The organism is Ruegeria sp. C6 (assembly GCF_056537625.1).
In genome coordinates this window covers 1-19499 of the sequence record NZ_JBQFRW010000010.1, presented here as the reverse complement: position 1 = coordinate 19499, position 19499 = coordinate 1, and the positions used below count along the sequence as shown (strand labels likewise).

17 protein-coding genes are annotated in these 19499 nt (G+C 49.8%); 6 read left to right on the top strand and 11 right to left on the bottom strand.

The features are described 5' to 3' along the window. Positions 1-110 precede the first annotated feature (110 nt). Positions 111-395 (top strand): PqqD family peptide modification chaperone, encoded by a 285-nt coding sequence (locus ACR0MJ_RS19900; RefSeq protein ID WP_170737364.1) that lies wholly within the window; start codon positions 111-113, stop codon positions 393-395. A gap of 7 nt (positions 396-402) precedes the next feature. Here ACR0MJ_RS19900 and ACR0MJ_RS19895 read toward each other — a convergent pair whose 3' ends face one another. After that, entirely contained in the window at positions 403-2214 is a 1812-nt protein-coding gene (locus ACR0MJ_RS19895; RefSeq protein ID WP_170737362.1) for an ABC transporter ATP-binding protein, read from the bottom strand. Positions 2215-2510: 296 nt separating this feature from the next. Beyond that, the gene (locus tag ACR0MJ_RS19890; protein WP_480762303.1) at positions 2511-4409 is read right to left on the bottom strand and encodes an asparagine synthetase B family protein; all 1899 of its coding nucleotides are present in this window, start codon (positions 4407-4409) and stop codon (positions 2511-2513) included. Positions 4410-4499: 90 nt separating this feature from the next. Here ACR0MJ_RS19890 and ACR0MJ_RS19885 point away from each other — a divergent pair, with 90 nt between their 5' ends. Then, the gene (locus ACR0MJ_RS19885; RefSeq protein WP_480762300.1) at positions 4500-4946 is read left to right on the top strand and encodes a lasso peptide biosynthesis B2 protein; all 447 of its coding nucleotides are present in this window, start codon (positions 4500-4502) and stop codon (positions 4944-4946) included. Between the two features lie 480 nt (positions 4947-5426). Here the strand turns inward: ACR0MJ_RS19885 and ACR0MJ_RS19880 are convergent, their stop codons facing one another. Together ACR0MJ_RS19880 and ACR0MJ_RS19875 are read right to left on the bottom strand one after the other, a co-directional pair. Then, positions 5427-5624 carry a hypothetical protein gene (locus tag ACR0MJ_RS19880; RefSeq protein ID WP_170737356.1) on the bottom strand — a complete coding sequence of 66 codons (198 nt, stop codon included), beginning with the start codon at positions 5622-5624 and terminating at the stop codon, positions 5427-5429. 321 nt (positions 5625-5945) lie between these two features. Next, positions 5946-6470: a class I SAM-dependent methyltransferase gene (locus ACR0MJ_RS19875; RefSeq protein ID WP_170515600.1), complete on the bottom strand. Its 525-nt coding sequence runs from the start codon at positions 6468-6470 to the stop codon at positions 5946-5948. 489 nt (positions 6471-6959) lie between these two features. On the opposite strand from ACR0MJ_RS19875, the gene ACR0MJ_RS19870 reads away from it, so the two are divergent. Next, positions 6960-8240, top strand: coding sequence for an O-antigen ligase family protein (locus ACR0MJ_RS19870; RefSeq protein ID WP_480762297.1), 1281 nt, complete (start codon positions 6960-6962; stop codon positions 8238-8240). Here ACR0MJ_RS19870 and ACR0MJ_RS19865 read toward each other — a convergent pair. Next, positions 8227-8589 carry a VanZ family protein gene (locus ACR0MJ_RS19865; RefSeq protein ID WP_170515605.1) on the bottom strand — a complete coding sequence of 121 codons (363 nt, stop codon included), beginning with the start codon at positions 8587-8589 and terminating at the stop codon, positions 8227-8229. The genes ACR0MJ_RS19870 and ACR0MJ_RS19865 overlap by 14 nt on opposite strands. A gap of 294 nt (positions 8590-8883) precedes the next feature. Between ACR0MJ_RS19865 and ACR0MJ_RS19860 the strand changes: the two genes are divergently transcribed. Continuing rightward, the gene (locus ACR0MJ_RS19860; protein WP_480762293.1) at positions 8884-11202 is read left to right on the top strand and encodes a GumC family protein; all 2319 of its coding nucleotides are present in this window, start codon (positions 8884-8886) and stop codon (positions 11200-11202) included. A 355-nt stretch (positions 11203-11557) separates the two neighbouring features. Here ACR0MJ_RS19860 and ACR0MJ_RS19855 read toward each other — a convergent pair whose 3' ends face one another. Then, positions 11558-11878 (bottom strand): hypothetical protein, encoded by a 321-nt coding sequence (locus ACR0MJ_RS19855; RefSeq protein WP_480762290.1) that lies wholly within the window; start codon positions 11876-11878, stop codon positions 11558-11560. A 396-nt stretch (positions 11879-12274) separates the two neighbouring features. Here ACR0MJ_RS19855 and ACR0MJ_RS19850 point away from each other — a divergent pair, with 396 nt between their 5' ends. Further along, positions 12275-13420 (top strand): glycosyltransferase family 4 protein, encoded by a 1146-nt coding sequence (locus tag ACR0MJ_RS19850; protein ID WP_480762288.1) that lies wholly within the window; start codon positions 12275-12277, stop codon positions 13418-13420. A gap of 87 nt (positions 13421-13507) precedes the next feature. On the opposite strand, the gene ACR0MJ_RS19845 is transcribed toward ACR0MJ_RS19850, so the two are convergent. From ACR0MJ_RS19845 to ACR0MJ_RS19830, 4 genes are all read right to left on the bottom strand, one after another. Next, the gene (locus ACR0MJ_RS19845; protein ID WP_170737348.1) at positions 13508-13822 is read right to left on the bottom strand and encodes a hypothetical protein; all 315 of its coding nucleotides are present in this window, start codon (positions 13820-13822) and stop codon (positions 13508-13510) included. A 163-nt stretch (positions 13823-13985) separates the two neighbouring features. Beyond that, positions 13986-15344, bottom strand: a complete 1359-nt coding sequence (locus ACR0MJ_RS19840; protein WP_480762285.1) for a hypothetical protein — start codon at positions 15342-15344, stop codon at positions 13986-13988. Positions 15345-15390: 46 nt separating this feature from the next. After that, entirely contained in the window at positions 15391-16002 is a 612-nt protein-coding gene (locus tag ACR0MJ_RS19835; RefSeq protein ID WP_170408850.1) for a polysaccharide biosynthesis/export family protein, read from the bottom strand. Between the two features lie 207 nt (positions 16003-16209). Continuing rightward, entirely contained in the window at positions 16210-17193 is a 984-nt protein-coding gene (locus ACR0MJ_RS19830) for a glycosyltransferase family 2 protein (RefSeq protein ID WP_170737340.1), read from the bottom strand. Positions 17194-17695: 502 nt separating this feature from the next. Here ACR0MJ_RS19830 and ACR0MJ_RS19825 point away from each other — a divergent pair. Then, positions 17696-18871 carry a glycosyltransferase family 61 protein gene (locus tag ACR0MJ_RS19825; RefSeq protein ID WP_170737338.1) on the top strand — a complete coding sequence of 392 codons (1176 nt, stop codon included), beginning with the start codon at positions 17696-17698 and terminating at the stop codon, positions 18869-18871. 95 nt (positions 18872-18966) lie between these two features. Here ACR0MJ_RS19825 and ACR0MJ_RS19820 read toward each other — a convergent pair. Then, positions 18967-19499 (bottom strand): malectin domain-containing carbohydrate-binding protein (locus ACR0MJ_RS19820; protein WP_480762279.1); only part of this gene is annotated, 533 nt, incomplete at its 5' end.

Genomic DNA, 19499 nt, shown 5'->3' with positions numbered 1-19499 from the left:
TTCTCATTCGACAAACACTTTTCAAAGCCCGTTGCCCGCTAACCAGTTCCGGGAGGGGCAGCTTCCAGAATTGTCCTGTTGGGAAGGCGTTTAGTACGAGGTATGAAATTATGACCATCACAATAGAAAGTGTCATTACGATGGACAGAACTTTGGCAACGACGAAAGTCGGGGACGAGACGGTTATTTTCGACGACGAAAGTGGGACGTATGTTGGCCTGAATGAGGTCGGAACAGTCATTATTGAGGAACTCAGCGAGCCTAAATCAGTATCCTCGCTGGTTGATACCCTAATATCTACATATGACGTTGATCAGAATATTTGCCTGGAAAACGTTATCTCATTCCTTGACGACATGCTTGAAGCGAAGCTTATCTCGATCAAAGCAGCTTGACTCTCTTTTACGATGTCAGTTCCTCAGAGAACGTGTTGTCGGCCAGAAGTTCATCATATGTAACCTTTCTGGCCAATCGACCCTTCTCCAGAACGAGAACATAATCGCAATCTTTCAAAGTGCTGATCCGATGCGCAATCATGATGATTGTTTTGTCACCTGAAAGCGCATTTATCTCTTTCATCAACTCTCGCTCTGTGGCGTTGTCCAGAGCGCTGGTCGCCTCATCAAATACGAGTATCTCGGGATTGTGATAGAGGGCGCGGGCAATCCCTATTCTTTGCCGCTGGCCCCCGGAAATGCGGACGCCGCGTTCACCCACATGCGTGTCGAATCCTTCGGGCATCTGTGTCTCGATAAATTCGAGCAGCTGGGCCGACGTTGCCGCTTTGCGCACAGCCTCATTGTCAATTTCATCCTTGGGGATGCCCAGTGCGATATTCTCGCTAACTGAAGCATCCACCAGAAACACTTCTTGGGGGACATATCCGACACTTGCTTGCCACTGACGCACACGACTAGGAGTCAGGTCTTTGTCATCTATGACAATACGACCGTCCGTCGCCGGCAGTAGGCCAAGAAAAACGTCTACGAGTGTCGTCTTACCAGCGCCGGTGGTTCCAACCACGCCGACCGTCTGGCCACGGTCTATACCGAATGTCAGATCTTTGAGTCCACCTTCGTCTGAGCCTGGGTACTGATAGTTTAGGCTTATGAAGTTGACACTTTTTGTAAGACCTAAAGGTGTCACGTGGGATTTTGGAAAGTCGGTCGACTCGGTGGGTAGGTTTAGGTCATCGTAGATAGCGTTCACGGCCGCCTCTCCGAACCTAAGGGAAGAAATAGATGAGTACATAGTTTGCATGGTTGGAAGCATTCGATACCCGGCAAACGCATAAAGGCCCAATATCGGCAGGATATCTGCAACTGTTTCACTTCCTGGACCGCCATTGCGTGCTACTAAAACCAATGTCAGGATAATAATTCCGCCGAACGCTAGGGCTTCAAGTCCAAATTTGGGCACTTGCCGAAGAGTTAAACTTAGAGCACGAATTTTTGCCTGTCGTGCGGCGGCATTTGCAAATTCTGCTACGTAGCTTTGTTCCCGCCCGAGAAGCTTAATCTGTTTTACTCCATTGAACGCCTCAACAACTATCTTAAAGCGTGCTTGGTTTGCCTGGAGAACGTCGTCCCCCATACGCGAAATCATAGCTTTGAGGCTATAATAAAGTAAAAAATAACATCCTCCGAAAGCCAATACAGAAATAATTGTTGTAGTTGGTTCTGCCCACAGAAGAAATGAGGCGATCAAAAAAAATGTCATTAGGCTGTTTATTATTTCAGTGGCTGGTCTGAAAGCGTTGGCTACTACTTGAGCACTTTCGTTGAGTATATATGTGCCGAGCTGACCTGTATGCCGGTTCAAAAAAAACTCGTAAGGCTGGCGCAGATAAACGGATAAGAGCCGAAGAGAGAGGCTGTATTCTCTCATGGATATCCAGCGGTTTAAGGCATATGCTGTGACGCTCCTCAAAATACCCACTGCTATCAGCATGCACACAAATGCGACACCAACCATCGTGATAAACGAGTCTACGGTCCGAAAGTCAAAGAGGACGTAAAAGTAATTTGCGATCGGGTTTGTCTTGACTAGGTCTGGGTTGCCCAGCAACGATAGGAATGGCATGATTGTCGCAACACCGATCATGTCGCCAACACCCTTTACAATGATCAAGCACAGCAAGAGCAAACCGGATTTGCGTTCTCTTGGCGTCAGCATCCGGAGAGCTTTTTGAAATGTTGTTAATTTTTGGGACATAACTTCCAGCTTAGTAAATGAATTTAGCTAGCCTAGTCTGGCGATCAACTCCACCTGAGTGGTTCGACCTAATTGTTAGTTCATGACCGACTTTAGGTCTATAGGGGTAATGACCTCTAGAGAACAACGGGTGCTGGATTAGGGTCCTAAGAAGCCACTTTGTAGCGCGTATAGCGCCAATAGAACGCCATCGCAGGGCACTGATCGTGCACGCTTCAGTGGCTCAACTGGATGGCAGTGTTCGTATGATACCATGCAAGTCAAATCTGACAGGCCGCTGTCTCAGCACGACACAGTTACGGTTTTTTAGAGATCGAGCGGTTTCTTTGTTCAAGGTACCAGATTCTAATAGACAACGAGAGGCGCCTGAATAGCAGTGTCTCCTCTTTGCCGAGAGGGCCTTGGGATTTTCGGATTACTTCTCTAACTTTTGGCATATCAAGCCATGAACTCTCTCCATCAAACATCCCGACGCGCTCATACTCCAATAGAGCCTTCCAATAGTCCAACCGGCGTTTGGAGCGCAGCGCTTCATTGGCGACGTCATATTTCTGCAAATCGTCGGGAAGCACGTCCTTAGTCGCGTGCCGGGCTAAAAACCGGGGCTTCCCATCCGCAAAAAGAAGTTCATTGGGAACACCCAGGATAAACTCCATAATGCGGCGATCCATCAGAGGATATCGATATTGGATACCGAACCTGGATGACCACGCGGCCCATGTATCCGCCCTTTCGGCCAAATGACCGTAAAGCTGGAGATGCGCCAAATACACTTTAGGGTTCGCTGGTTCGGGCAGTTCCTGACCATACCACCAGGTCTTCAAACTGGGGTCGCTTTTCAGAAATATTGGATGGATAAAGGATGCGGGCTCACCAAAATTCGGGTCCTGCGTCAATCGTCGCTTCAACCATTCAGGCATCAGCGGCAGCAGACCGTGATAGTAAAGACTGCGCAGAAGGATTTTGGGCTTTCTACGGCCACCGGATACGATTCTTAGAACCCGAAAAGCCTCAGCAAACCTGAACCGTTTCAAGCAATATGGTAGATAAAATCTCCCCATCGTAGAAAACGCCTCATCTCCGCCCCAGCCGGAAAGAAGGATGCGAACGCCATCGTGGGATGCCTGAGAGAGAATGCCGGCCTCTTGAGTTAGGTCTGCGAATCCCTCAATTTCGAATTCCCGCTGATGGAACGCTTCCAGTTCTTTGTAATCCTGACTGCCGAAACGTATCGAAATACCTGAGCTCTCGCATATGCGATTGATATTATGACGTTCGTCAACCTTACCCTTGTCTGGAAAATCGTCTGAAAAATCAGGTGCCCAAGCGTAAGCTGACACCAAAGATCGATCTTGCGATCTGAGCGCTCTTGCCGACAACGCTGTTACTGCCCCAGAATCTATTCCACCGCTCAAATGCGCACCCACGGGCAGTTTGGTATCAATATTATCTTCCATCACTTCAGTAAGAAGATCGGTCAGTTCTTGAACACAATCTTGTGCCGAACGCCCGTGGGCCGTCTTGACATCATGTGGATTCCACCAGCGTTTTTGTTTTTGCCCAGATTGGTCAACAGTCATGTAACAGCCGGGATCAACGAAATTTATTCCTTTAATGAGCGTCTTTGTCGGCAGCCAGGCAACTTCGCGCACCATAAACCGCAGCAGGATGTCCTGATCAATCTCACGACTTATGTCATCAAACTCCAAAAGGGCGGCAATGTCCGTGGAAAATGTAAAGCTGTTGTCTCTGCGGGCCCAATAAAGCGGGCGTTTACCAATATGGTCCCGCGCCAGAAACAGCTCTTGGGTCTCGGGATTAAACACCGCAAAGGCATAGTCACCGAACAGGAAATCCGGACTGCGTTGCCCCCATTTCAGATAGGCGCTTCTGATCAGTTCAAAATCGGTTAGGCCGTTCTCTGACGATGGTAGCGGCTCCAATTCGGCCGCCAAATCTTCGCCCGCATCGATGATAGCATCTGCCGTCAGAATACAGCCATTGCGTTCCAGTTCTAAACCATCAGACTGCCCGGCCTTGACGCCGAAATACTGAAGGCCAAATGCAAAATTTTCTCCGTAAACGGTGGATTTACCATCGGGCCCATAGTCGGATAATGTCTTGAAGGCCCTGTCGAATTGGGACCTGTCAAGCGATCGTCCGCTGTATTCAATTCGACCAAGGATTGCGCTCATAGTTTTCTCAATAACTACAGATCATCTCAAACTGGACGCTAGCGACAAATTTGGGATGACTGAACCCACCATCTGTGCGAAGTACTGAAAATGTCGCGATTTTCCCAGTTCATATCTTTACCTGCTCAAAAGAAACGCATCGTTTTCGAGGCATTTTTTCGACTTTGCCAAGCCTGGATTTTGGTGAGGTGTTTTCCGTTTAAAAAATGGAAAGGGCGTCTGGGGACATCCTCACCTGGCGAAGTGTTTCCCGCAGAGATTGAAATAACGTTGGAAATCAGGTTGGTCCGTAAGGCTATCAATCAACTGAACCGCATATTTGGCGGCGTATTCACGTGTTTGATGGTCGGGATGGCAGGACAAGATATGTTGCGGCGAAGGGGGGTCAGCTCATCTCTGGTATTTGGCGTGAACACAGGTCGTTCCGAAGCCAAAGAAGACATGCACGCGCATGCCTGGCTTTGCGTGGGACATGAAGTGTTGCTAGGGGAAGATCAGCGAAAAAGATATTCACCTGTTGTTAGCTACAAAAGCTGACAACAGGCTACCTGTTAATTCCAAGGCAGAAATGTCTTGGAATTTTTTTTTAAAGTCGCTCAGGAGCCTTGGGGGCCGCCAATGCCAAAGCAGTACAATTCAATTTCCCGGCGAAGAGTAAGAGGGCCGCTAAGTGTCTTTTCAACGTCAAGCGTTTTCAGCTTAGGGGCTTCCCAGGTTTTAAGTTTTTTGGCCACTATTCCGTTCCTTTAAATCGTTAACCTTCCCCTTTTTACCAGCAAATTTGAACCGAAGCAATACAGTTGGTACAGGCACAGGACCGATGTGCGCGAAGCGCTACAGTCTTGCGTTTCAAGCCTTTTTTGCGCAAAATCGGAAACAATCTTATGCGCTCGATCGGGTTTTGTTTCCTTGGGAGATGGGCCCATCATAAGCGTGTAAAGCGGAGATACCTACTTATTCACCCAGCGCTCAAGAATCGGCGCCATATTTCACAAACCGCGTTCAATGAGCCTTGAATCAGGTAAATTTCTCACTGTGGTTCTGTGTGTTGTTCATATCCCGAAACGCCCATTGCAAAACAGCGAGCACAAATATGGTGGCGGCACCGATCAGTGTGCCCCACATTAGACCTGATATGAAACCGAACGACAAACCAAACCACATGGCAAAAGTGGCTGCCCATCCCACCACAACGCCAATGAGAAATGTGGCCATTTTTTAGCTTGTCCTTTTTTGAACGTTATTGCACCACTCGCCTTAATAACAAGTTAACAGCCTTTTAGACGCTTATGCTACAATAATTGTCCCGAACGGTGGAGTTCTGCCTATCTATGTTGAGATGGATCATAACACGTAAAAGGAAACCAGGCATCAGTCACTTTTACTTGAAGATGTATTCAATCACACCGATAGGTATACCCGATTTGTCCCTGACTGGTTTGAACTCTCTGAAAACGCTCAACCAGAAGGTAGTGGTATCCTTCTCCGTGACAGATCCATGGTCCAAAATGTCGCCAAATTTCACATACGCTCGGCTTAACTACTGGAGTGTATAATTCCGAAATCACCTAGTAACGAGCGAACCGGGTCGCCATCGGGCATCAGGCGCTCAAAATGGATCGGAGATTGCGCGTTCAGCACCTTGCCATCTCGATAGGCTGATGCAATCTCCTGATCGGACAGGATCGTCACTTGTTCAGGCAAGTGAAGATTGGCGTAATATACCTGCATCACAAGCTGCAGCCGCAATGGCGCAAGCTGCACGTTATAGGGGGCAAGCTCCCACGACCGCTCCAGACTGTCACGCATGGCATCGATATCACCAGCGCGGGCTTGGGCCTGTGCCAGATACGTCCAGCCAGAGGCGTTTGCGGGGTCAAGACGAAGAGACCGATTGATTAGGTCCAGCGCTTTCCGGGTTCGCGCCCCTTGTTCCTCTATACTAATGACCATCGCATCACCGGTGGCCGGATCATAAGTCAGGTCAAGCTCGTTGAGAAAGCTGTACGCAAGTTCGAGCAGGTATTCCGATTTGTCGTAATGGGCGGCGGCGTTGGGCACTCTCCAATTACCTCCCACGTTTTTATCTCGTGCGTTGCTATTGAAGGCAGGACTGGTTTCGAACACCATCGCAAAATTCATAATCGCGCCAATCAGGACAGCGACACAAAAAATGCGCACCAAAATTTTTCCCATTGTCACACCTGGCACATTAAAGATCGCAATACTTAGTGTAGGCGCCAGTTCTCCTGCCTGTCTATTGGGCTGCAGCTCTGTTTTGCGATTTGGGGTCAATCGGTGCAGATGTATCCTCGCCGCAACGTTTGCCCGCATAGCGTATCGCCGGGGCTTTTGTCACAGATCTGCTGAGATAGTCTCGCAATTCCGAGGAAACGTGGTGCTATGAAAACACGTGAACGATTCTCTATTTTTCAATGGGCTATCCTATGGGCGCTTATGGGGTGCGTATTACTTGCAGCTGTGCCCCTGGGAGCGAACCGGCCGGTATCATGGTCGCTGTTGTCCCTTGCCATCCTGGTGATTTTCGTAATGCAGGTGCTTGTTGACAGCATCCAGCGCCTGCCCAAACAAGTTAGGGGGCTGTGGTTGCCTGCCGCTCTGTTCCTGGGCGCGGTTATTTGGGGCTGTATCCAGCTTCTTCCCGGGCTTCCGGCCCCTCAAACACATCCAGTCTGGACTGCCTTGGGCGATATACCCGGCTACATCTCGGCTGATCCCGGACAGGGGCGGCAGATTATCATGCGTTATCTGTGTTACACGATGATCTTCTGGATCGCATTCCGTGCCTCTGTGGCCACGGCTCGCGTGGAAATGATGCTCAGGATTATTGCCATCACTTCAACCGCATTCGCGATCTACGGCCTTTATACAATGGCAACCGGGTATAATCCTGTTTTGGGCGACGGCGAGCAGGTGCTGGTTGTGACCTCAACGTTTGTCAACCGCAATAACTATGCCACCTATGCGGTTTTTGGGTTTCTGGCAAATATTGCAGCCTATCTGCACTTCGTTAGCCGTGCGCCGGTCAACAACGATAGTTGGCAAAGCTTTCTGCGTGATATGCTGGAGGGGTTCTTTAGCGGTGCATGGATCTATGCCCTTGGCGCCCTTTTGTGTCTAGGGGCGTTGACTCTGACACAGTCCCGCGCAGGAGGGCTTGCAGGACTTGTGGGGCTGTGCGTGTTTTTGGTGTCATGGAAAGGTGGAGGACGGCGGTGGAACCCGTGGCTCTTAGTGGTTGTGGTGGCCGTGGTCGGGTTTGTCATTCTTACAAGCGCGACAGGCATGATTGACAGAATCCTAACGACAGAGGCAGGAAACGCTCGCTTTCTGATTTATCCTGAAGTCGTCAGGGCAATCATGGATCGCCCGGCTTTGGGCCATGGGCTAGGGTCGTTTCATGATGTTTTTCGCCAATATGTACCCGCGGAAGCGGCCATTGGCGAATGGGTCAGAGCGCACAACTCATACCTGGAGAACATGTTCGAGTTTGGCATTCCCGCCGCGATTGCCTTTTATCTGGCGCTTCTGATCATCGCCCTGCGCATTTACCGCGGAACCGTAAACCGCCACCGAAACCGAGTGTTCCCCTGCTTTGCGCTCGCCGTCATTGCAACGGCAGCCACTCATTCTCTCTTTGATTTCAGCTTGCAGATCCCCGCCGTTGCAGCATTGTTTGCAGTCATCCTTGCAATGGGGTGGGCCCAGAGTTTTTCGACACGGAATCCGCGGACAGGCAGAGCCACACAAAAACCCGCCACTCCGTCACAGACATCCACAGACCAAATGGCCACGTCTACAGTCGAATAGTCCGTTTGAAATTCAGCAAAACCCTGAAAAAGACCCAGGCCAATCCCACGCCGATCAAATTTCCGGCAAGATCTAGCACGGAAAAAGTACGCCCGGGCAAGGCAATCTGGACGACCTCAAGTGCCACTGCAAGGATGACCATCAAAACAGCCACGCGGGCGGCGGCTTCCACCCAGCCTAAATGGCAGGCCGAACCGAGGAAGAAGAAGGCCACCAAATGCACAAGGAAGCTTGAAATCGGCGTCGGGGCCACAAGCACTGTTTCCCCGCCCAAACACACCCACACCAATGCCAGAAAAACGACAATGGTGAAGACACGGACAACGCTCTCGATAAATTCAATTTTCACAATCCGCACTCTCTAACACCCAAATTCGAACAGGAAAGCCTGGGCATCGCCTTCTTTTAGACAACGTCTGCACATTATTTCAACGTGATATGAATACAATATTCAGACGCTTGTCAGTCTCGGCAAGTAAAAAAGCTGATGCCTTAAGGTGGATATAGGCTGTAGAAAATGCATATAAGTGGGCCAATATAGTACAGATAACCGGTTTCCGGCGCATTTTGGTGCGCGCTGGTGAAGGCGCGTGTTTAGAGTTTTTTACGGTTGTAAATTGGTTCTAGTTCAGGTGTGTATAAAGTGAATAAGTCAGCTCAGCCATTAGTCCTGTCGAACCCGGTGAACACGGCCAAACCACGGAACAACCCCTTGGACAACATCGACGACACGATTGATATTCGCGGGCTTGTTTCAAAGTTTTGGCATGGCAAGTGGATCATAGCGATCTGCCTGCTGATTGCCTATGTGCTTGGCTATCTCTCGATATCCCAGATCGTACCCACATACCGGGCAACAGCAACGGTAATGTTTGATGTCCAGCAAAGCAACGTCATCGAAAGTATCCTGAACGAAGAAGGTATTGATCGGGGCAATTTGGAAGATCAGATAATGATCCTGTCCTCAACCAACCTGATCGAACGCGTAGTGGATGACTTAAATCTGGACAACAATCCCGAATTCAACCCGACTTTGAGTGAACCAATACCCAGCTTGCTGGAACGTGTTGGAAGCTATATTTCGCTCCCCCCCGAGATTACCGATATCATGAAGGATCTCGGTCTGATCGCCCCCCCTCCGCCCCCGATCACCGATCCCGAAGCGCGTCAACTCGCGCGGGAAGAACGCCTGCGTGTGTTAATTGTGCGCAATGTGTTGAGGGGCTTAGACTTGGCTCCCTTGGGCAATTCCAATGTTCTGGGCATTTCCTATGTTTCGACCAACCGGAACACCGCAGCAGATATCGCCAATGCCATAGCAAATCAGTATATTGTCGACCAGCTTGAGGCAAAGCTTGAAGCAACACAGGCTGCTACAGGCTGGCTCAGTGTCCGAGTCGATGAACTGCAGGCCAATGTGGAAACTGCAGAAAACAAAGTCGAAGCCGCCCGTGCAGCCCTTGCCGCCGAACAGGGTCAGAGCCTTGACATCACCCAACAGCAGCTGGCTGCGCTCAACGCCGCGTTGGTAGGGGCGCAAAGTGACACCACGCGCATTCTAGCGGAGTATAACCGGCTGGAAGCCGCATTGGCAGACCCGGATGGTTTGGACACGATTTCGACATTTCGAGCGTCACCAATGATCTCGCAGATCAGACGGCAGGAATCTGAACTTGCTGCACAGGTTCTCACACTGAATGCATCTGTCTCACAGGACAACCCATCCTTGCAGCTCGCCAAGCGGCAACTCGCAGATGTACGCGAACAAATCCGCGAACAAGTCCTCGAGGAAGCTACCAAAATCGTGGCAGCCACTCAAAACGACCTTATCGCAGCACAGGAGCGGGAAGCTGTCCTCATAGCGCAGGTGCGTGAGTTGGAGCAGAAAGCCTTCAGCCAGGCTGCGGATGAGGTGGCACTGCGCCAACTGGAGCGGGAGGCGCAGGCTAGCAGGGTTCTCTATGATAACTTTCTGGCTCGGCTACAGCAATCAGACGTGCAAGAAGATTTGCAAACCGCAGATGCCCGCATTCTGTCCCCAGCAGAGGTCCCCCTCTTTGCACAATCACAACAGCAGCGCCGCACGATGCTACTAACCCTGTTTCTGGGCGGGGCGATCGGAGTTGGTATCGTTTTCTTGCTTGACTTCCTGAACAACACCTTCCGTTCGCCGGCACAGTTGGAGGAGATGTCTGGAATAACAGTTCTTGGCACATTGCCATCGATCGGCTCACGGATGAAACGCCAAGCCCTATTGGATAATTTACGGAACAAACCCAATTCCTCGCTGGCGGAATCCGTCCGAAACCTTCGAACCAGCATCCTCCTGTCAAATGTGGATAATCCGCCAAAAGTGTTAATGTTCACCTCCAGCGTCCCGCAAGAAGGTAAGACCTCAAGCGCAATGCTAACGGCAATGACCAGCCGCCAGATGGGAAAAACGTCAATTATAGTTGATTGCGATCTGCGCATGCCCGCTTTGGCGCACATGCTCCAAGACACCGATGAACGTCCCGGATTATTATCGGTAGTCGATGGGACAACCCCGATCAATGAAGCGATTTACACCGAACCTACCTCAGGCGTCCACGTACTCACAGTCCGAGAAGGCGAACGTCTTGGAACAGTCAATGCCGCTGATGTTCTGTCCTCTAAACGCTTTGAGAAACTTATCGAAGTCCTGAGTTCGAACTATGATATGGTGATCCTTGATGCGCCACCGGCCTTGATCGTAGCTGACGCGCGGATTCTGTCAAAGCTGGTGGATACGATTATTTATGCGGTGCGATGGGACAAAACCCCACGCGGTGCTGTGCTGGAGGGCTTAAAGGAAATGCGATCTGTAGATGCCCCGATTGCTGGTGTTGTAATGACGATGGTAAACGAGGCACGGGCCTCGAAATACGCATATGACGGGTATAATTATTACAAAGGAAAATACCGAGATTACTATATCTCGTGACAAAATGTACGCTTGCCTTTCCGGTCTGTAAGGGCGCTCCTGGTACGGTGGCGACCTCGACAAAACCTACCCCTGTACAGCCTATCATTATAGTCATATTGCTCAGGCTACTAACCCAGCCCCCTGAAATCAGGCCGACGAGATATTAGTGATCCTTCTAAACAATGGGTACAATATGCAACGTAGATTTTCAAACGAACAGATCAAATTCTCCAGACCCCACAAGATCAACAAACTGCAAAGTAGCTGATGATGAAGCCGATGAAACGACAAGGATTTATCCCCAAGGAGCTCATCACAAACAAGCTTCGGTCTTACGGCGGCGCCAAGCGCGAAATTGCACTGGCCTTGACTGCTAATTGCATGAAAGGTTGAATAACTGCGCTGAAAATAACCGCCTGCCGTATCGAAAGCAGGAACGAACGATACAGGGCCAGATCAGGTAACCCCCAGTTCCCAAATACGTTGAAGAAGCGGAACATCGTCGTGGGCAGGTTCCAGAAATACTCATAGGAATGACCCGTGCTGTCATTAGTATTTTCGTTGCGGCATAGATAACAAGCGGTGTGTCGGCCTTATGGGCTTCGACAAAGAGTATGTCCTTATTGGCTCCATAACATGAGCCGGCTGAGGCCATCAACAAATGCCTCACCTCATGCTGGCGCACTGCATCCATAACGTTGAAAGCGCCTACGACATTATCGTCGAAACAAGAGTTAGGATTTTCGAGGGTGTAGCACCCTTCGGCACGTCTGGCCCATCGCGGTTTGTTCAGAATAAGGCATGCTCAAAATAATTCGTAGGTCTGCGCTATACTGAATCCATCGTCTACTTTGATCGGACGGCACGCGGGCTACCTTGGCAATGCCTTCGCGGGATGGGGAATGGCTCGAAACCCATAACCATAAGCAGCTCAAATCCGCCCTTGGCGACGAGCTACTAGCCATGGTCTATTGACCGAGAAGAAACGAAGCCTGCCCCGCTCATCAGATGCAAAGAGTAGCTTAAAGTACATCGAAACTCATCTAAAGACTGGGGAGTAGCTCAACATAATTGAGCGGAAAAGAGTTGGATGAAAAAGCCAGTAATTTCTATTGTCTACAACAGTTCCAGACATATTGCTCAGTCACGTATGCGTCTTATCGCTGAAATTCAGACTGCTGGGTATGATGTCTGTGTCTTGTCTCCAAAAGATGAAAGCACTGATTACTTAACAGATCATGGAATAAGGCACTATCCAATAGGTATGAGCCAATATGGATTAAACCCTCTTTCCGAGATACGATGTGCGTTGCAAATCGAAAAACTATTGAAAGAAATCAAACCCGTCGCCTCTCTGCACTACACCGTAAAGCCAAATATCTTCGGAAATTTTGCCGCCAAGCGGGCCGGGCTTCCGGTCATAAACAACGTAGCAGGTGCAGGGCAGGTATTTTCTGGCAAGAGTACGATGTTGAGGTCGCTTGTACTTTGGCTATACCGAAGAGGACTGCGGCACTCGTCTCGAGTTTTCTTTCAAAACTTCGACGACATGAAAATGTTTGTTAACAAAAAGGTCGTTGCAAAGGAACTCGCGCAGAGAATCCCCGGAAGCGGGGTCGATTTGGAACGGTTCTCGGTCAAACCTTTCCGAAACGGAGCAATCAGATTTATTTTTGTTGGACGCATGCTGAAGGAAAAAGGCGTACGAGAACTTCTAGAGGCTATTCAAAGCTTTTTGGGGCAACCCGATCGAAAAAATCGAGCTGAGTTTCATTTTGTTGGCGAGCATCTTAATCATAGCTCATATGTGGATTTTTCTATTTTAAATAAAATGGTAAAAAAAGGTCAGGTGGTGTACCATGGCGCTGTTAAGCCTGAAGAAATAGATCAATTGCTGGCGAGTTCGCACTGTTTAGTTTTGCCTTCATATTATGGTGAAGGTGTACCTCGGGTTTTGTTGGAAGCCTGCGCGGTAGGGCGCCCAATCATCACAACCGACAATGTAGGTTGTCGTGATGTTGTTGATGATGATGTCAATGGATTTATGGTAGAGCCCCGTGATGTAAACTCTTTGCTCATTGCTTTAGAAAGATTTTGCGATTTAGATGACGAAAAATTTATGCAGATGTCCGTTCAAGCAAGGGCAAAAGTAGAACGGGAGTTCGACGAAAATATTGTCCTAAGAGAGTATTTAGATGCAATTTCCGCAGTCGTGGGAGAACAAAAAAACCGATAGCTACCGCCGCGCTCGCCCCCTATCCTCCACCGTTGACCAAAACAGACAAAGAGCAACGTTGGGACGAGTCTTTCTGCATCGCTGACTCTAACTGGGGCTTACATCATCCTTGCATCTGTTGCGCTTCTTCTTGTGGTGTCCAGTATTTTTCGACTGTTCTAGATTGTATTCGGCATCCATGAGCTTGTTCTGCATCGTGTAGTAATACGGGTGATGTCTTTTATGCTTTGACAGCCATATTTTCAGGTCGGCGGTGATTTTCTCCCAATCGGATGATCTATAGGAATCGTATATTTCGTCTTTGTAGTGGTAGCATCCAACGGTGTCCGCATGAGCGGTTGAAATAATCGACGCGGGCCATACAAAAATGCCAGCTAATGCAACGGCTTTAAAGGTTGGCATGAACAATCCTCACTAATTACAAGCTAAATAATAGCGGCTTCACCTTTGGAAGTCTATTTGAAGGAGGTGTCCTCGAGCTTTGTATTCAAAGCTGTCAGCACACAGTCAGATGTAACCCATGCCTCCGCTAGCCTCCTGATCCGACAAAAGTAAGTAAGGTCGATCAGGGCGAAAAGCTGAAGGATCTTTCCAACCCGACAAAGAGGGTTGTACGGGATCGGTTTTCCTCATTGTCTTCGGTCTCGAAAGTATGCGCAATCCCGCTCTCAAGCGCCCAATCCCGGGTCAGGTCATGGCGGTACACCAATTCAACATCAAGTCGCTGACCATCGTTGTTACCGTCACCCAGTTCGTTGCGGTCGAAAAAATCGACGCTGATCCCAAAGCTGGAAAGGCTGTTGATCTCCTGATCGTATGCGGCACGCAGAGAGGTATTGATATCTTCGTTGTCATCTTCGTCGACCACAACTCGTTGACTTAAACCAAAGCTCAGTTGGGCGGCCGGTAACTCATATATGTAGTCAATCTCTACTAACGGATCTGATCCAACCGCATCGGTGCCTGTCACCCCTAGTGACACGGCTAGAGCACCGCGGGGCAGGTCCATGTCCCGACTTACGCTCAGGAAAGACCGCCGACCGTCGACGTTCGCAAAGACCTCTGATGCATAGCGCAACCCAATGGTGCCGTTGGGTAGCGCTCGCGTGAACTCGATCTCGCCACTAATGCCATCGTCGTCCCGCTCTGTCCCGCCGGTCCGTTCAATTCGGTCGTGGCTCAGCTCGGCATCCACTGTCAGGACGGAACTCAACTCAAGTTCGGTCGCCAACCCAAGGCGTCTGGTTTTGCGGTTTGTACCGTCTACGGCTTCAGTGGTGAAGTTATTGTAGCCGGCTGTCAAACCCAATGTTATACGCGGGTTGATCCGGAAATCGACCTGACCAGAGATATCATTCTGTGTGCTGTCACTGAGGCCGGGGTCGTCGGTATCCCTAAATCTGATCTCGTTATAATCCCAGTCGAAACTGGCCCCCAGCGGCCCCTCCTCGCCGACGGCCCCGCCCAAAGCGAAACCATAGCTGACCCGTGTACCGCTATCCTGATTGATGATACTACTGTCCTGATCGAAATCCTCGTCAGAGAACGTCGAGTCGGTATCAGATTCGCGATACCGTGCATCCGCTCCGAAAAAGGCATTACGAGTTGTCCTGTCGTAGGAAAGCGTCGCAAATGTGTTCGTGAAGTCGAAGCTGTTCGGATTATCCTCGCGAAATTCTTCAATATCAGTTCCAAGATTTAGCGAAAAGCGCTGGATGTTCGTGACACTTTCCAAACCAAAGTCCAGAACGGTGCGCCCATAAAAATCAGAAGTGCCATCGACATCCAGATCTGGATTGTCGCTGTACTCCAAGCGCTGCGAAACATCGAAGGTCGCAAGGAGTCCTGAAGGGGATTCCTCTGCAGAAGGCACACCCTGTGCGTGAACTACAACTCCGGCACAGCAAATGAGGGTGACAGCCACCGCCCCTCGCTGCACGGTAAAACTTTTTTTCTTTTGCGCGGGTCGGTTATTCGAACAAACGCCGTTCCGGGACCAGAATAACATCACCATCCTTAAGCTCGATATCTGTTGTTACAGCTCCGTTTGCCAGAGCCTTATAGTTAAGAATTGTTACTCGCTGGACACGCGTGCGCGGATCGGTTCGGCGCAACTGGATACGCTTGATTGCTGCAAAACGCGAAACACCACCGCTGACAGCCACTGCCTGCAGTAGGGTCGTGCCCCTTTCAACCTGGATCACTCCAGGGTTGTTCACTTCTCCAACAAAATAGACATCAATTGTCGGGCCGGTTGTAGTTTGTGTCGTTGCGTTGAGGTCCAGAAACGGTTGCACACCGACAAAAACTGTTGGAGGGGAAGTGAAATTGGAGCTGAGCCCCTGGCGCAATGAGGTCTGCACCTGACTTACGGTCTGTCTGCCCGCTCGGACGGTACCTACAAATGGGAAGGTGATCTGCCCATTGGGTAAAACAGTAACCGCCCGGTTAAGGCTAGGATCTTCCAGCACTTCGATTTGTAGCACATCGCCCGGTCTGATGCGGTAGTCACCCTGCGCATTGGCCGTCACTGCACTGATCAACAAAACCACAACAAAGGAGATCAGATTAAAAAATTTCATAGTAGACGCCTCCATCGCCTTTAACGGAAGTTGTCGCAAAATTGCTTCGGCAAAACAATCCGCAAGGCAATGAGGCGCCAAAATCAACGTATCAATGTATTGATTTCATCACGGTTTTGGTGTTTGATCAGTTTTCTGACGCTTTTGGGAACAATCAATTCCGACGGCCTCATATTGAATGCATCTCCGCGCGCTCATCATTTCAAGCTATCCCGCAGAGAGAACCTCAAGTTGGTTGCACGTAAACTCAATTGTTTCTTCATAGAGGCTTTTCAGTTGTGGGTCGCTAAGCCAATCTTTCATCAGTTTGTTTTTATGTGTCACATAGCGAAGCACAGACCGGTCTTCTTCGTGATTCAGATTCAGGCGGTTGAAGTATGAATCGGTCCCATAGGTAGCCTGGTTCCTGTTTACATCGCCCTTATAACGTTTCAGTTGGCACAGTTCTCGTGTGCGGACCGAATAATGGTTGATTTGAGCTGTTTTGCTTTGTGCGCCATGATGCCGAACGGACTCTATTACGCTGTCAAAGGAAGCATTTTGGGGAAATACTAGAATTTTACCATCGCAGTAGTATTTCAGCTTCTGTAAGCGATACGGACCAAAGCGAGCGCGTGGCCTCCGCACCCTCGTTAGCGCAACACTCATTTCAAAGTTATGGTGTTCCCTGACAAGGGCCTTGAAGTAAGAGTTCTGAGGGTCTTCTCGCTGAGCGGATTGAAAGAGCTTTTCGGTAATCGGCGGATCAACAAACCCAGAAATGCCACTATCGCCGAAGATGCGCCAGCGCACCGGAATCCGGTGGCAACCTTTGCCTGCTTCAACTAGCGCCTTCACAGTACCATCACCGATATTGACTACCAAAAACTCATCGGCGTCGAGCGGCATAAGCCACTCGCATTGCCGCATGACCGGGAGATTCTGCAGCGCAAAATAGGCATCCATCTGGATTGTACGCTGATATGGACCCGGATTATCAATATGGACCAAGAGACCCAAGTCTTGCATGCGGTCCAAAATCTGGTCAGTTCCGTCGGAGCAATCGTTACTGGCCACAGCGATTTCGTCAAAACCCAGTACCTTGTTATGCGCGACCCATTCGATCAACCACGGGCCTTCATCTTTGACAGTACCAATCAATCCAACAGTCCCGGATCGAACGGGCGGAGGAAATGGATCAAAGAAATTCATTGTGTCCGGTCTCAAAAGAAAACGCTAGTTTTTAGTTCTGCGCTTGATTGGTGCCCTAGTGGCGCGATGGTGGGCAGGATTTGAATGCTTCGCCCGACCCTTGGTTTGGGCGAAGGTGACTTTCGCTGGTTAGAAACCCTGTGCCGCGCGACAGTGGCCCAGATGGAGTAATGTGTTTATCATAGCCAAAACGTTATTGTTAAAATGCCTTTAGATCAACACAATGCACATGCATTACTACTACTCATGGAAGTTTTTGTTAAAGCCCGGATGATTGGTTCAGATACATCGGGCGAGCCTTTGACCGACGCTGGGTTCCGCAGCTCGGCGGATCGTCGAGATGGAGGCTGTTGGAATGACTATCTTAAGAGAACCCTTCGTTCAGTGGTCGTTTACCGTCGTACGTGCACATTTTGCGCCCGAATATCGATGGATATGGATATCTTACCCCTTTTTATGAGTTATTATGCATTCCAAAGCTTTGAAGCTCGGATCAACGTTTATGACAAATTTTAAGTCTCCTCTGGCGCTGATGCGCCAAACAATGCCAACCCGATACAGACAGCTGAAACGACTGAAGTTAACAGCTGATGGCATCTTCACTGATGCCTGGATGATGGATCAGCAAATTCCAATGCAGTCGCTCAATCGAACGCTGTTTGATTACGATGTGGTGTTTTTCGGCGACCACCAGATTTATGCCCCGGTCTTGCCTGAGAACAATCCATGTAGCAACTACAGGCAACTGAGCTTGCATTACACACCGCAGGCCATACCCCGCCCGTACTATTTTCATATCGAGAGCGCGGGCGTGAACCTGCCTCATATCGTGGACCCCGTCAGACCCAACCGAGTCATCATGGAAACTTTAGCCGACCCAACACCGACAGTTGAGGGCAAACACTGGCGGTTCAATTCTGCTGGCCGACGAAGAGCGTTTAAACACGCGCGCGAAGGCGAGTGTGACTTTGAAGAGGCTTACATCTTTTCAATGCAATGGTGGAGAAATTACTATCATTTTCTAGTGGATTGCTGCGCCACATATCTTCAACTAAGAGGCTGCGGAGCGATTACACCCAACACCAAAATTCTAACCTATGGCGTCCCCTGGGACTGGCAACGGGAGTATCTTAAAATTCTAGGGGTCAACCCGGATGACTTTATCGATATTACGGATCGGTGCGTCAAAGTCCGGCGGCTATTGATCGGATCGCCAACGCGATATCGTTTTGCCCTTTCAAGAAACGCAATTGAAAATTTGAGGAATTTTGTTCTGGATGCAGTTGCGCCCGACCGCTCAGAGCCGTTCAAAAAAATCTACGTCACAAGGCGTTTGGCAGACCAGCGCCGGATATTGAACAACGACGAAGTCTCCGCATTTCTACAGGACCGCGGCTTTGAGATTGTCGAGGCAGAGAAACTCTCTGTACATGAACAAATTAAGCTGTTCTCCGAAGTCAAAACTATTGTTGCGCCCCATGGTGCCGGCCTGACCAACATGATCTTTTGCGACAGGCCCGACGTTATAGAATTTTTTGCCGAAGACGTGTTTGATCGGGGATATTTCATAACACTGACAAACATTCTTGGCGGCAAACACACGCCGCTGGTGTTTGAGCCGCAAAACGCTTTGAACGATTACTATGTCGACGTCAATCAGTTGAAAGCTCAGATCTAGCCAGCCTTTCCGCACCTTGTCGCCATTGGCTCACCGGGACGACAGTTGCCGACATCGGCGGGAAGTAATCCGGGCTCTATGACTGACGCGCCAGTTTATACAAATGCAAATTCATCAGCGCCGGTATCGAGTTGAACAATCTCGACTCCATTGATCAGCGGGTTTTCGATGACACGCTGGAAGTCGATATCGATGGTGCCATCGGACACCTCTCCGATCCACTCGAACATACCGCCATTGCCCTTGCCCAGAGTACCTGCAAGATCAAGGTCATCAAGGAAGAGCTGATCTTCGACCAGTACATCAAACTGCCGGACACCTGGGTTATAGTAGCTTTCACCCATAAAGAGACGGACTGCATAAGTGCCAGATTCTAGCGTGCCATCGCCAAACTCAAGGCCCATTTCCGAGCCACTTGACGGATCCCAGCGCTCCTGTCTGAACAGGTCCGTCGGAACTTCTGTCGCATCCACTCCGGAATCCAGAGAAGAGACATTGCCGGTGTAGATGTTCGTGGGCCCGCCCACAACGGCTGACGCATCTGCGATCCAATCCCCTCCGCCGTCAACAGCCGTCACATTGGAACTGCCCGCATTCCACCGATACAAAATCGTGCTACCACCCGGTG

What these genes read in the sequence shown, in the direction of transcription:
- ACR0MJ_RS19880 (WP_170737356.1), bottom strand. Translation starts at nt 5,624, where the DNA reads ATGGCCACATTTCTCATTGGCGTTGTGGTGGGATGGGCAGCCACTTTT.
- ACR0MJ_RS19850 (WP_480762288.1), top strand. Translation starts at nt 12,275, where the DNA reads ATGAAAAAGCCAGTAATTTCTATTGTCTACAACAGTTCCAGACATATT.
- ACR0MJ_RS19855 (WP_480762290.1), bottom strand. Translation starts at nt 11,878, where the DNA reads ATGGATGCAGTGCGCCAGCATGAGGTGAGGCATTTGTTGATGGCCTCA.
- ACR0MJ_RS19870 (WP_480762297.1), top strand. Translation starts at nt 6,960, where the DNA reads ATGCAGGTGCTTGTTGACAGCATCCAGCGCCTGCCCAAACAAGTTAGG.
- ACR0MJ_RS19825 (WP_170737338.1), top strand. Translation starts at nt 17,696, where the DNA reads ATGACAAATTTTAAGTCTCCTCTGGCGCTGATGCGCCAAACAATGCCA.
- ACR0MJ_RS19885 (WP_480762300.1), top strand. Translation starts at nt 4,500, where the DNA reads ATGTCGCGATTTTCCCAGTTCATATCTTTACCTGCTCAAAAGAAACGC.
- ACR0MJ_RS19830 (WP_170737340.1), bottom strand. Translation starts at nt 17,193, where the DNA reads ATGAATTTCTTTGATCCATTTCCTCCGCCCGTTCGATCCGGGACTGTT.
- ACR0MJ_RS19895 (WP_170737362.1), bottom strand. Translation starts at nt 2,214, where the DNA reads ATGTCCCAAAAATTAACAACATTTCAAAAAGCTCTCCGGATGCTGACG.
- ACR0MJ_RS19900 (WP_170737364.1), top strand. Translation starts at nt 111, where the DNA reads ATGACCATCACAATAGAAAGTGTCATTACGATGGACAGAACTTTGGCA.
- ACR0MJ_RS19835 (WP_170408850.1), bottom strand. Translation starts at nt 16,002, where the DNA reads ATGAAATTTTTTAATCTGATCTCCTTTGTTGTGGTTTTGTTGATCAGT.
- ACR0MJ_RS19845 (WP_170737348.1), bottom strand. Translation starts at nt 13,822, where the DNA reads ATGCCAACCTTTAAAGCCGTTGCATTAGCTGGCATTTTTGTATGGCCC.
- ACR0MJ_RS19890 (WP_480762303.1), bottom strand. Translation starts at nt 4,409, where the DNA reads ATGAGCGCAATCCTTGGTCGAATTGAATACAGCGGACGATCGCTTGAC.